This is a genomic window from Quadrisphaera sp. DVD1, from assembly GCF_058932755.1.
The window spans coordinates 1-12,737 of record NZ_JBZYWI010000014.1; the positions used below are offsets into that span (position 1 = coordinate 1).

11 protein-coding genes are annotated in these 12,737 nt (G+C 77.0%); 1 reads left to right on the forward strand and 10 read right to left on the reverse strand.

Features of this window, described 5'->3' with window-relative positions:
* Positions 1-4: 4 nt before the first annotated feature.
* From AC5FZL_RS02830 to AC5FZL_RS02855, 6 genes are all read right to left on the reverse strand, one after another.
* Positions 5-1,669, reverse strand: coding sequence for an ABC transporter substrate-binding protein (locus AC5FZL_RS02830; RefSeq protein WP_493617052.1), 1,665 nt, complete (start codon positions 1,667-1,669; stop codon positions 5-7).
* 82 nt (positions 1,670-1,751) lie between these two features.
* Positions 1,752-2,483: an HAD family hydrolase gene (locus AC5FZL_RS02835; RefSeq protein ID WP_493617053.1), complete on the reverse strand. Its 732-nt coding sequence runs from the start codon at positions 2,481-2,483 to the stop codon at positions 1,752-1,754.
* A 21-nt stretch (positions 2,484-2,504) separates the two neighbouring features.
* Positions 2,505-5,105, reverse strand: coding sequence for an FtsX-like permease family protein (locus AC5FZL_RS02840; RefSeq protein WP_493617054.1), 2,601 nt, complete (start codon positions 5,103-5,105; stop codon positions 2,505-2,507).
* The gene (locus AC5FZL_RS02845; protein WP_493617055.1) at positions 5,105-5,938 is read right to left on the reverse strand and encodes an ABC transporter ATP-binding protein; all 834 of its coding nucleotides are present in this window, start codon (positions 5,936-5,938) and stop codon (positions 5,105-5,107) included. Before AC5FZL_RS02845 ends, AC5FZL_RS02840 begins: the two co-directional genes overlap by 1 nt.
* A 163-nt stretch (positions 5,939-6,101) precedes the next feature.
* Positions 6,102-6,800, reverse strand: a complete 699-nt coding sequence (locus AC5FZL_RS02850; protein WP_493617056.1) for a response regulator — start codon at positions 6,798-6,800, stop codon at positions 6,102-6,104.
* Positions 6,800-8,023 (reverse strand): sensor histidine kinase, encoded by a 1,224-nt coding sequence (locus AC5FZL_RS02855; protein WP_493617057.1) that lies wholly within the window; start codon positions 8,021-8,023, stop codon positions 6,800-6,802. Before AC5FZL_RS02855 ends, AC5FZL_RS02850 begins: the two co-directional genes overlap by 1 nt.
* Positions 8,024-8,163: 140 nt before the next feature.
* Between AC5FZL_RS02855 and AC5FZL_RS02860 the strand changes: the two genes are divergently transcribed.
* The gene (locus tag AC5FZL_RS02860) at positions 8,164-9,024 is read left to right on the forward strand and encodes a PAC2 family protein (protein ID WP_493617058.1); all 861 of its coding nucleotides are present in this window, start codon (positions 8,164-8,166) and stop codon (positions 9,022-9,024) included.
* Between the two features lie 7 nt (positions 9,025-9,031).
* Here AC5FZL_RS02860 and mshC read toward each other — a convergent pair whose 3' ends face one another.
* The 4 genes from mshC to AC5FZL_RS02880 form a co-directional block, all read right to left on the reverse strand.
* Entirely contained in the window at positions 9,032-10,300 is a 1,269-nt protein-coding gene (gene mshC / locus AC5FZL_RS02865) for a cysteine--1-D-myo-inosityl 2-amino-2-deoxy-alpha-D-glucopyranoside ligase (protein WP_493617059.1), read from the reverse strand.
* A gap of 251 nt (positions 10,301-10,551) precedes the next feature.
* Positions 10,552-11,415, reverse strand: a complete 864-nt coding sequence (locus AC5FZL_RS02870) for an SCO1664 family protein (protein ID WP_493617088.1) — start codon at positions 11,413-11,415, stop codon at positions 10,552-10,554.
* On the reverse strand, positions 11,385-11,951 hold the full coding sequence (locus AC5FZL_RS02875) for a DUF3090 domain-containing protein (protein ID WP_493617060.1): 567 nt from the start codon (positions 11,949-11,951) through the stop codon (positions 11,385-11,387). Before AC5FZL_RS02875 ends, AC5FZL_RS02870 begins: the two co-directional genes overlap by 31 nt.
* 10 nt (positions 11,952-11,961) lie before the next feature.
* Positions 11,962-12,732, reverse strand: a complete 771-nt coding sequence (locus AC5FZL_RS02880; protein ID WP_493617061.1) for a histidine phosphatase family protein — start codon at positions 12,730-12,732, stop codon at positions 11,962-11,964.
* Positions 12,733-12,737 lie beyond the last annotated feature (5 nt).

Here is a 12,737-nt window from a genome sequence, read left to right on the forward strand (position 1 = left end):
GCGCTCAGGCGTCGGTCAGGGTGATCATGCTCCACACCTCGTCCTGCACGGGGCTGGCCTGGTAGCCCTCCACGCGCGGGGCGAAGGCCAGGGAGGGCACCGGGTGCGCCAGCGGCACGCCCGGGACGAACTCGGAGATCTGGCGGTTGATCTCCTCGTACGCCGGCGTCTGCTCCTCCACGGTGGGCAGCCCGCGGGCCGCGGTCAGCGCCGAGAACAGCTCGGGGTTGTCGAAGCCCCACTCCGGGCCGGTCGCCCCGAAGAAGGTGCCGACGAAGTTGTCCGGGTCGTTGTAGTCCCCGGTCCAGCCCAGCAGGTGGATGCCGTGGTCGGCGGTGCCGTTGATCCGGTCCAGGTACTGGGCCCAGGCGTCGGCCTGCGGGACGACGGTGATCCCGACGTCCTGCAGCTGGCCCTGCAGGGCCAGGAAGGTGTCCTCCGGGGTGGGCATGTAGGGCCGGGAGACCCCGGTCGGGTAGTTGAAGGTCAGCGTCAGGTCCGGGACGCCGGCCTCGGCCAGCAGCTGGCGGGCCCGCTCGGGGTCGTAGTCGTACTCGGTGACGTCGTCGGCGTAGCCCACGACGAGGTCGGGCATGAACTGCGTCGCCGGCGTCGTGCCCTCGGGCAGGGACTGGCTGATCAGCGCGTCGCGGTCGATCGCGTGGGCGATCGCCTGGCGGACCCGCACGTCCTGCAGCTCCGGGACGGCCTGGTTGAAGCCCAGGTAGAGGATGTTGAACGGCGCCCGGTTCGCGATCGTGAAGCCGTCGGACTCCAGGCCCTCGACGTCACCGGGGGCCACGAGGTCGTAGCCGTCGATGTCGCCCGAGCGCAGCGCCTGCAGGCGGGCGTTGCCGTCGGAGATGGTGCGGATGATCGCCGTGTCGATGCTCGCCGGCTCGCCCCAGTAGTCCTCGTTGCGCTGGAGGGTGACCTGCTGGCCGGTCTCCCAGCTGTCGAAGACGAACGGGCCGGTGCCGGTGGGGTGCGCGGTGGCGTACTCGGAGAAGCGCGGGTCGTCCTCGCTGCCCTCGGTGCCGTCGGCGCCGTACTGCTCGAGCGCGGTCGGGCTCTGCATCGAGAACGCCGGCAGCGACAGCGCCTGCACGAAGCCCGCGAACGGCGCGTTGAGCGTGATGGTGGCCGTCAGCTCGTCGTCGGCGGAGCAGCTCTCGTAGATGCCGGTGCCGGTGTCGGCGAACCCCCGCATGAGCTTGCCGTAGTAGTAGCTGAGGTTCGGGCTCTGGTTGATGCCGGTCCAGTCGTACCAGCGGTCGAAGTTGGCGCAGACCGCCTCGGCGTTGAAGTCCGTCCCGTCGTGGAAGGTCACGCCCTCCTGCAGGTCGAACGTGTAGCTGAGGCCGTCCTCGCTGGTCGTCCAGTCCGTGGCCAGCAGCGGCGCCGGGTCGGCGGTGCCGGGCTCGGTGCCCACGAGGCCCTCGAAGATCTGGCGGGCGACGCGGAAGGTCTCGCCGTCGCTGCCGAAGGCGGGGTCGAGCATCACCGGGTCCGCGGAGGCGGCGAAGACGAACGTGCCGCCCCCGCCGCCCTCCCCGCTGCCGGCGGCGGAGGGCTCGTCGCGCTCGCTGGCGGCGCAGGCGCTCAGGGACGCGCCCAGGGCCAGGACGGCCGCGGCGGCCAGTGGTCGGCGGATCGTGCTCGCTCGCATGGGTCCCCTCGGGTGTGGCGTTCGGTGCCGGAAACCTAGTGGTCCCGGCCCCGCCCGGGAACGCCCCGGCGCCATCGCGTGGTCACGATCGGGACACGCCCGCGTCGACCGCCGTCCCCGCGCGCACCGCGGCCAGGAAGGCGAGGTCGCGCCCGACCAGCGTGGGCACGCGCACCAGCCCGGGCGCGGCCTCCAGCTCGACGACGTGCGGGACGCCGACCGTGGGCACCCCGGCGGCCAGGGCGCTGCGCACGCCGGTGGTGGAGTCCTCGACCGCCACGCAGGCGCCCGGGTCGACGCCGAGGCGGCGGGCGGCCTCCAGGTAGGGGTCGGGGTGCGGCTTGGGCCGGCTCACGACGTCGCCGGTGACGACCGCGCTGAACGTGCCCGCGGGCAGGGCCGCGACGAGCTCCTCGGCGAGCTCGGCCCACGACATCGTCACGAGCGCGCACGGCACGCCGGCCTCGCGCACCGCCGCGAGCAGCTCCGGGGCACCGGGCCGCCACGGCAGGTGCTCGCGCACGGCGGTGCGCACCCGGGCGAGCATCCAGCGGACGATCTGGTCGATCGTCAGGTCGACGCCGCCCTCGGTGCGCAGCCGGCGGGCGGACTCGCGCAGGTCGTTGCCGACCAGGCTGCGCGCCTGGTCCATCGACCAGCTGCCCCGGTGCTCGGCGACGAGGGCGAACTCGGCGTCGATCCAGTACGGCTCGGTGTCCACGAGCGTGCCGTCCATGTCCCACAGCACCGCGGCCGGCAGGTCCTCGGGGAGGACCGCCGGCCGCGGCGCTGCGCCGCCCGGGGAAGCCGTCATGGGAGGCGAGGCTACGGGGCCTCACTCCGCGAGCGCCGCCACGGGTGGGGTGTTCGCGGCGCGGCGCCCGGGCAGCACCGAGGCGAGGAGCCCGGCGAGCACGGCGACGAGCAGGACGGCGCCGACGCGCTCCCACGGCAGGGCCAGGGTGGCCAGGCCGCCGGCGGTGCCGCCGAGCAGGCTGGCCGCGCCCAGCCACCCGTAGACGGTGCCCAGGGCCACGCCGAGCAGCCCGCCGACCCCCGCCACGAGCGCGCCCTCCAGGGCGAGCATCCCGCGCAGCTGGCCCCGGGTCAGGCCCAGGGCCCGCAGGAGCGCGGACTCGCGGGTGCGCTCGATGACCGAGAGGGACAGCGTGTTCGCCACGCCGATCACGGCGATGACCACCGCGACGGCGAGCAGGGCGACCACCACGAGCAGGAGCGTGTCGATGACCTGCTGGTAGCCGGCCCGCTCGATCGCCGCCCCGTAGACGGGGGCGGCGGCGTCGGGCACGTCGCCGACGGCCTCCTGCACGGCGCCGACGGTGTCCACCGCGTCGGCGCCCGGGTCCAGGGAGGCCCACAGCCGGGTGGTGGGCGCCTGCGGCGCGAGGGCGGCGAGGTCCTCCGCGGCCACGACCACGGCCGAGCCCGGCAGCGGCGTGACCTGTGCGGTGAGGGTGGCGCGGGCGTCGCCGAGCGCGAGCGCCACCTCGGCCCCGGTGGTGGCGCCGAGGTCCTCGGCGATCCCCTCGGGCACCACGACCACGCCCGGCGCCAGCGGGGCGAGGGCGTCGGGCGAGACCGCGACGGCCCGCCCGTCGGCGGGCTCGACGCCGCGCACGGTCACCTCCACGGGGGCCGCGCCGGCCGCGGTGGCCGTGGCCCGCACCGAGGTCAGGGGCACGACCCGGGCCACGCCGTCGACGGCGCCCACGCCCTGGGCGACGCGGGGGTCCAGCGCCGCCTCCGGTGCCGCGCCGCTGCTGGCGCCGTCGAGGGAGGCGAGGTCGATCGGCCCGGCGGAGTCCTCGCCGATGGCGACGTCGACCGGCCACTGCTCGCGCAGCTCGCCGTCCAGCGTGGCCGACGCGCTGGCCGCGCCGACGGTCATGAGGGTGACCAGCGTGACCCCGATGAGCAGGGCGCTGGTGGTGCTGGCCGTGCGGCGCGGGTTGCGCACGGCGTTCGCCGCGGCCACCCGCGCGGGCCCCCCGCCGACCCGGGCGGCGACGCGCCCCAGCGCGCCGACGACGCGCGGCACGAGGAAGACCGCACCGACCATCACGCCGGCGAAGGAGGCCATGCCCCCGGCGATGGCGGCGAGGATGCCGAGCTCGGTGCCGGTGAGGGACAGGGCCACGCCGCCGGCCAGGAGCGCGCCGCCCCCGAGCACGAGCACCAGCGACAGCGCCAGGCGCCAGCGCGAGGCCCGGGCCGCCAGGCTCGGCGCCTCCAGCGGGCGCAGCGCCGCCAGCGGCGCGACGCGGGTGGCGGCGCGCGCCGGGGCCAGGGCCGCGAGGACCGTGGCGAGCACCCCCGTCGCGACCGGCACGACGACGCTGAGCAGCGTGGGGGCCACCGAGGACGGCACCGGCACGCCGTCGACGGTCCGGGAGAGCACCACCGCGGCGGCGTTGGCGAGCCCCGTGCCGGCGAGCGCGCCGAGGACCGAGGCGAGCACGCCGAGGACGAGCGCCTCGGCCAGGACGCTCGTGCGCACCTGCCGGGTGGTGGCGCCGACGCAGCGCAGCAGCGCCAGCTGGCGGGTGCGCTGGGCCACGAGCACCGAGAAGGTGTTGGCGATGACGATGGCGGCGACGAACAGGGCCAGGGCCGCGAACGCCAGGACCACCCACAGGAGCGCGTTCGCCTGGCCGATGAACTCGTCGACGGTCTGCGCGGTCCGCTCCGCGGCGGTGAGGACCTCCGCGCCGCTGCCGGACAGCGCCTGCGCCACCTGCTCGCGCAGCACCTCGGGGCTGGTCCCGCCGGTGGCCACGACGAGCAGCCCCTCGTACGCGCCGTCGTCGTAGGACCACTGCGCGACCTGCTCGCTGGCCGCGTAGGCGGTGCCGGTGGCGCCGAAGGCGGAGTCCACCCCGCCGGCGAGCAGCCCGACCACCTGCGCCTGCTCCTCGACCTCGACCCACGCGGCGTCGGGGTCGCCGGGGACGGGCTCGGCGTGGCGCACGAGCACCGCGTCGCCGACGGACAGGTCGAGCCGCTCGGCCAGGCCCTGCGGGAGGGCGAGCTGGCCGGACGCCGACGGCAGGGCGCCCTGCGCGACCTCGGCGGTGCGCAGGGCCTCCACGGACGGTGCCGCCGCGACGGCGAGGAACTCGGTGCGCCCGCCGCCGACGAGCTCGACGTAGCCGGTGCGCTGGCCGTCCGCGCCGGCCGCGCCGGGCAGGGCGCGCACCGCGGCGAGGTCGTCGTCGTCGAGGGGGTCGCCGCCGACCGTCGCGACGACGTCGGAGCCGGCGTAGGCGGTGGAGACCGCGGCCTCGACGGTCGCGGTCATGAGGGTGCTGGCCAGCAGCACCGCGGTGACGAAGCCGGTGCCCAGGACGATCGCCAGGCCGGCGGCGCTCAGGCGCCCGGCGCTGCCGCGCAGGGTGAGCAGGGTGGCGCGGAGCATCAGGCCACCGCCGCCGCGCTCGTGCCCGCGGAGGCCCCGGCGCCCGCGGCGACCAGGCCGCTGCGCAGCCCGTCGAGGGCGCCGATCACGCTCTCCGGCGTCGGGTCCGCCACCTCGCCGGCGACGCGCCCGTCGGCCAGCAGCAGCACGCGGTCGGCGGCCGAGGCGGCCACCGCGTCGTGGGTGACCATGACGACGGTCTGGCCCAGCTCGCGCACGCTGCGCCGCAGGAAGGCCAGCACCTCGGCGCCCGAGCGGGAGTCGAGGTTGCCGGTGGGCTCGTCGGCGAAGACGACGTCGGGGCGGGTGACCAGCGCGCGGGCGATCGCCACGCGCTGCTGCTGGCCGCCGGAGAGCTCGGCCGGGCGGTGGGACATCCGGTCCCCGATCCCCAGGACCTCGACCAGCGTCGCGAGCCACTCGCGGTCGACCTCCGGCCCGCGGCGCCCGGCGAGGTCGAGGGGCAGGAGGATGTTCTGCTCGGCCGTGAGCATCGGCAGCAGGTTGAAGGACTGGAAGACGAACCCGAGCCGCCGGCGGCGCAGGAGCGTGAGCTCGCGGTCGCCGAGGCCGGTCAGCTCGGTGCCGGCGAGGTGCACCTGGCCGCGGGTGACGGCGTCCAGGCCGGCCAGGCAGTGCATGAGCGTGGACTTGCCCGACCCGGACGGCCCCATGATCGCCGTGAAGGCGCCGCGGGCGAAGGCGACGTCCACGCCGCGCAGCGCCGTGACCGCGGCGTCCCCGCGGCCGTAGACCTTGACCAGGCCGGTGCCCGTGACCGCGGCGGCGCGGTCCTCGGGCGGTGCGGCGGGGACGGGGTGGGGAGTGGTCACGAGGGGCCTCCAGGTCGACGTCGGGGCCGGTGCCCCGTGCTCCTCGAGCCTCGCTCCGCAGCCCCCGGGCCGGCGTCGGCGCCGGGGATGGTCTCGGCGGGGGCGCCGTCATCCCGGGGTCGCAGCCGCCGTACGACCTGCGGCGGGCCCGCTGAGGCGCTCCTCAGGCCCCCGGCCGCACGAGCCCGGACTCGTAGGCGACCACGACCGCCTGCACCCGGTCGCGCGCCCCCAGCTTGGCCAGCACCCGGCCCACGTGGGTCTTCACGGTCGCCTCGGCGACGACGAGGTCGGCGGCGATCTCGGTGTTGGAGCGCCCCCGGGCCATGAGCACGAGCACCTCGCGCTCGCGGTCGGTGAGGGCGTCGAGCTGGGCGGCCGAGGCGCCCTCGCCCTCGCGCAGCAGCGGCGCCAGGTGCTCGAGCAGGCGCCGGGTGGTGCTGGCGGCGATGACGGCGTCCCCGGCGTGCACCGTGCGGATCGCCGCGAGCAGCTCCTCGGGAGGGGCGTCCTTGAGCAGGAACCCGCTGGCGCCGGCGCGGATGGCGCGCAGCGCGTACTCGTCGAGGTCGAACGTCGTGAGGACGACCACGCGCAGCGGCGGCGCGCCGGGCGGGCGGCGCGCCGCCTGCTCGACCGCCCGGGCGGTGGCCTCGATGCCGTCCGAGCGCGGCATCCGCACGTCCATGAGCACGACGTCGGCGCGGGTGGCGGCGAGCGCTCGGACGGCGGCCTCGCCGTCACCGGCCTCGCCGACGACCTCCAGGTCGGGCTGGGAGTCGATGACCATGCGGAACCCCGCGCGCACGAGCTGCTGGTCGTCGACGAGGAACACCCGGATCGGGTCGAGCGGGGCGTCCATCAGGTGCTCCTCGCAGCGGCGGTCGCGGTCGGGTAGGGCAGCACGGCCCGGACGCCGAAGCCGCCGCCGGGGCGGGGTCCGGCCTCGACGGTGCCGCCGTAGAGGGTGGCACGCTCGCTCATGCCGCCCAGGCCGCGGCCCTGCCCGTCGTCGGCGGCCGCGGCGCCGCGCCCGTCGTCCTCGACGGTGATGACCAGCGCCCGGGGGCCCCACTCCAGCGCGACGCAGGCCCGCGCGGCCGGCCCGGCGTGCTTGAGCACGTTCGTCAGGGCCTCCTGGACGATCCGGTAGGCCGCCAGCCCCTCGCCACCGCCGATCGCGCGCGGCGAGCCGCGCTCCTCCAGGCGCACGTCGAGGCCGCTGGCGGCCACGCCGGCGACCAGCTCCGGGACGGCCCCGGCGTCCGGCTGGGGCGCCAGCTCGGCCCCGTCGCCCTCGCGCAGGACGCCGAGCAGGCGGCGCATGTCGGTCAGCGCGCCGCGACCGGTCGCGGCCACGGTCTCCAAGGTGCGCACGGCGGACTCGGGGGCGGCCGCGGCCGCGTACCGGCCGCCGTCGGCCTGGGCGATGATCACCGACAGGGAGTGCGCGACGACGTCGTGGAGCTCGCGGGCGATGCGGGCGCGCTCGGCAGCGGTCGCGATCTCGGCCTGCTGCTCGCGCTCGTGCTCCAGGCGGGCCGCGCGCTCGACGAGGGACTCCACGTAGGCGCGGCGGGTGCGCCGCCACTCCCCGGCCGTCCACGTCGCCAGCGACGTGCCGGCGATCGCCACCGCGACGATGACGCCGGTGACGAAGGACTCGGCGGCGCTGAACCCGCCGCTCGCGAAGACGGCGGCGCCCTGCAGCGCCGCGCCGAGCAGGGCGCCGACGAGCCCCAGGCGGCTCGCCCAGCGCGGCCCGTAGGCGGCGACGGCGTACAGCGCCACGAGCACCGTGACGTCGGCGGCCACGATCTGCGTCCCGAGCAGCAGGTGCGCCAGCGCCCCGGAGTAGGTCACGACCGCGCACAGGACCGGGTTCACCCGGCGCACGGCCGTGGCCCCGACCATCGCCAGCACCACGAGGACGACCAGGGCGGTCGTGGCGCCGGTCTCGTAGCTGCCGACGAGCGCGAGGTGGAGCGAGAGCGGGACGAGCACGACGGCCAGCGCGAGGGCGAGCACCGCGTCGAGGACGAGGGGGTGCTCCCGCACCCAGGTGTCCAGCCGCGCTCCCCTCACCCGTCCGACGCTATCCGCGTGAGCGCGCCGCGGTCGTCATCCCGGGGTGGGACCCGCCGCCCCCGGGCGCCCACCCCGAGGATGACCGCGGGCGCCTAGGCTGGGCGGCGATCGGCCCGGGCGGGCCGGCGAGGAGGTTGATGGTGGCGTCGGGTGATCCCGCGGTGCTCGCGGAGCCGGTGATGCTGGCTGCCTTCGAGGGGTGGAACGACGCCGGCGAGGCGGCGAGCGCGGCCGTCGACCACCTCTGGGAGGTCTGGGGCGCCCGGCAGGTGGCCGAGCTCGACCCGGAGGAGTACCACGACTTCCAGGTCAACCGGCCCCACGTGGGCGTGGACGACGACGGCCGGCGCACGATCACCTGGCCGACCACGCGGATCGGGCTGGCGACCGCCCCGTCGGGCCGGCAGGTCGTGCTGGTGCACGGCATCGAGCCGTCGATGCGCTGGCGCTCCTACACCGAGGAGCTCTTCGACCACGCCCGCCGCCTGGGCGTGCGCACCGTGGTGACCCTGGGCGCGCTGCTGGCCGACGTCCCGCACACCCGCCCGATCCCGGTGACCTCGACCACCGACGACGAGGACCTGCTGCACCGGCTCGGCCTGGAGCGCTCGACCTACGAGGGCCCCACCGGCATCGTCGGGGTGCTCACCGAGTCCGCCGTCGCCCGGCGCCTGCCCGCGCTGTCGCTGTGGGCGGCGGTGCCGCACTACGTGGGCCAGTCGCCCTCGCCCAAGGCCGTGCTCGCGCTGCTGGGGCGGGTGGAGGACCTGCTCGGAGAGCCGGTGCCGCTGGCCGACCTGGCCGACGACGCCCGCGCGTGGGAGCACGGCGTCGACGAGCTGGCCGGGGAGGACGCCGAGATCGGCGAGTACGTGCGCCAGCTCGAGCAGGCGAAGGACACCGCCGAGCTGCCCGAGGCCTCCGGCGAGGCGATCGCGCGCGAGTTCGAGCGCTACCTGCGCCGGCGCCCGGAGGACGGCTCGCCCGGCCGCAGCTGAGCCGGGCTCAGAGGGCGATGCCGAGCAGGGCGTCGACCGTCGCGGCCACGAGGGCGCCGGCGCCCTGCTCGCCCGCGGGGGCCCGCTCGGCCAGCGCCTGGTCCGCCAGCGCCTGGTCAGCCCAGGCGTCGACGACGGCGAGCGCCCCGGGGGCGTCGAGGTCGTCGGCGAGGCGCTCGCGCACCCCGGCGAGGACGGCGTCCGCGGCCGGAGCGGTGGCGGACGCCGCGGCCGCGCGCCAGCGGGCGAGGCGCTGCTCGGCCTCGGCGAGCCCGGCGGCGGTCCACGACCAGTCGCTGCGGTAGTGGTGGGCGAGGACCGCCAGGCGCACGGCCATCGGGTCGGTGCCGTCCGCGCGCAGGCGCGAGACGAGGACGAGGTTCCCGAGCGACTTGCTCATCTTCTCGCCGTCCAGCCCGACCATGCCCGCGTGCACGTAGCTGCGCGCGAAGGGGCCGCCGTGCAGGACGTGCGCGTGCGAGGCGCTCATCTCGTGGTGGGGGAAGACGAGGTCAGAGCCGCCGCCCTGGACGTCGAAGTCGCCGCCGAGGTGGCCTCGGGCGATCACCGAGCACTCGATGTGCCAGCCCGGGCGCCCCTGGCCGAGCCCCGCGCCGTCCCAGTGCGGCTCGCCCTCGCGGGCGACCCGCCACAGCAGCGGGTCGAGGGCGTCGCGCTTGCCCGGGCGGTCGGGGTCGCCGCCGCGCTGGGCGAAGACCTCGCGCATCTGCGCGCGGTCGAGGGAGGAGACGGCGCCGAAGGCAGGGTCGGACGCCGTCGCGAAGTAGACGTCGCCGTCGGGCTCGCCGGGGCCGCCGGGCACGCGGTAGGCGGCGCCGTCGGCGAGCAGGGCCTCCACGGCCGGCACGATCTCCGGGATGGACTCGACGGCGCCGACCCAGGCGTCCGGCGGCAGCACGCGCAGGGCCGTCATGTCCTCGGCGAACAGGGCGCTCTCGCGGGCGGCGAGCTCGCGCCAGTCCTGACCGGTGGCGGTGGCGCGCTCGAGCAGCGGGTCGTCGACGTCGGTGACGTTCTGGACGTAGCGCACCTGCTGCCCGGCGTCGCGCCAGGCGCGCTGGAGCAGGTCGAAGGCCAGGTAGGTCGCGGCGTGGCCCATGTGCGTGGCGTCGTAGGGGGTGATCCCGCACACGTACATCCGGGCGGCCTCGCCCTCGGCGGCCGTGCGCAGGCCCGCGGTCGCGGTGTCGTGGACCCGGACCGGGCCACCTCGTCCGGGCAGCTGCGGGACGGTGGGCGCGGACCAGGGATGCACCGAGCGACCCTATCCGGGGCGCCTCACGCGCCCGACGCCACCCGCCCTGACCGCACTTCTGGCGACAAGTGCGGTCGGCCGGGCCCCTTGGACCGCACTTCTGGCGAGAAGTGCGGTTCCAGCGACCTCCTCCGCCGCACTTCTGGCGAGAAGTGCGGTTCGCCTGGCCCCTAAGACCGCACTCTGCGGCAGAAGTGCGGTCGGCCGAGCCCTCTGGACCGCGCTCTCCGGCAAGAGTGCGGGAGGGGGGGTCAGAAGGGGGGCCAGGGCAGCGCCGGAGCGCCGGGGCGCGGCCGCGGGAACCGCCCCCGGCTCGCGAGGCGCTCGATCCGCTCGCCGAGCGCTGCCAGCTCCGCCGAGGTGACCAGCGCGGCCAGCGCCTCGCCCGCGGCGCCGGTCAGGGCGGCGGCCGTGGTCGCCAGCAGCTCCTCGACCTCGGCGCCCACGCGCTGCCCGGCCCAGCCCCACAGGACGGTGCGCAGCTTGTTCTCGACGTGGAAGGTCAGCCCGTGGTCGACGCCCCACGCCCGGCCGCTCGCGTCGGCGAGCACGTGGCCGCCCTTGCGGTCGGCGTTGTTGGCGATGACGTCGAAGGCCGCCATCCGCCGCAGCTGGGGGTCGTCGGCGTGCACGAGCAGCACGCTCGTCCCGCCGGGGCCGGAGCCCTCGACGACCTCGTGCCAGCCCTCGGGCACCTCCCCGGGCGGGACGACGTCGACGAGGCCGGCGCCGGGCTCGGCCGCCGGCTCGTCCTCCCCCACCCACAGCTGCACCGAGCCCTGCCCGAAGGGCCCCTCGCGCAGCACCGTGGGGGGCACGACCCCCCAGCCGCCGGCGTCGGAGAGCACCCAGGCGGCCACCTCCCGCTGGGCCAGGGTGCCGTCGGGGAAGTCCCACAGCGGCGCCTCGCCGAGCACGGGTTTGTAGACGCAGCGGCTGCTCGCGCCGTCCAGCTCGACCTGCATGACGAGCGTGGTGTTGGAGGCGCCGACGACCTGCCCGACGAGCTCCAGGTCGCCGCGGGAGAGCAGCTCCAGCGCGCCGGCGCTCTCCTGCCCCGGCCCCGGCGCGCTCGCGCCGATGCTCAGCGCCGGTACCCGTTGGCGCGGGGGCAGACGTGCCCGGACGGCTCGAGCGGGTCGCCGCAGAACGGGCACGGCGGCCGGCCGGCGGCGACGACGGCGAGCGCCCGGTCGGCGAAGGCGCGGGCCGTGGCGCCCTCGAGGTGCACCCTCAGCACCGCGCGAGGGTCCTCGGCGCCGGTGAGCGCCCCGGCGCCCTCGGCCTCCTCGCTGCTCTCGTCGGCCTCGAAGCACTCGATGACCACGACCTGGCGGTCGCCGTCCCAGGCCAGCGTCATCGTGCCGACCCGGAACTCCTCCTCGATGGGGGTGTCCAGCGGGGCGGTGTCGCGGGCGTCGTTGGGGGTGACCGCGGGGACCGGCGCGGAGCCGCCGCTGCGGCGCACCACCTCGTCGAGCAGCTCCTCGACGCGCTGGGCCAGCGCGGACACCTGCGCCTTCTCCAGCGCCACGGAGGTCAGCGAGCCGCCGGAGCGGGCCTGGAGGAAGAACGTGCGCCCGCCGGGCGGGCCGACGGTGCCGGCGACGAAGCGTTCCGGGGGGTCGTAGTCGAAGACCTGCCGGGACATGCCCGCGACCCTACCGGCGGCCCGCGGCGTCGCCACCGCCGGCGCCATGGCCGTCACCACCGCCCGCGCCACCGCCCGCGCCACCGCCCACGGCGGCGTCGGAGGACGCCGCCGCGTCGGGTGCGGCCGGGGCGGGCACGAGGGCGCTGACGTCGCCGCCGGTGTCGTTGACGCGCACCGCGAAGGGGCGCAGCGGGCTGTAGCGCACCACCGAGACCGACGCCGGGTCGACGACGATCCGCTGGAACGCGTCGAGGTGCATGCCCAGCGCGTCGGCGAGCACCGCCTTGATCACGTCGCCGTGGGAGACCGCGACCCACAGCGCGTCCGGGCCGTGCTCGGCGGCGACCGCGGCGTCGACCCGGCGCACGACGTCCAGCGCCCGGGCCTGCATCGCGCGCATCGACTCCCCGCCGGGGAAGGCCGCGGCGCTGGGGTGGGACTGCACGACCGGCCACAGGGGCTCGGCGGTCAGCTCCTTGAGCGGGCGCCCGGTCCAGTCGCCGTAGTCGCACTCGGACAGCCCGTCCTCGACCACCGCGGCCGGGCGCGGGACCTCGGCGGAGCCGCCCGCGGCCAGCACCGCGGCGGCGGTCTGCTGGCAGCGCTCCAGGGGGCTGGTGACGAGGGCGACGACGGGCAGCGGGGCCAGGCGCTGGCCCAGCGCCGCCACCTGCGCCCGCCCGGTCTCGTCGAGGTCGACCCCGGGGGTGCGGCCGGCCAGGACCCCGGAGGCGTTGGCGGCCGTGCGGCCGTGGCGGACGAGCAGGACGGTGGGCACCGGCC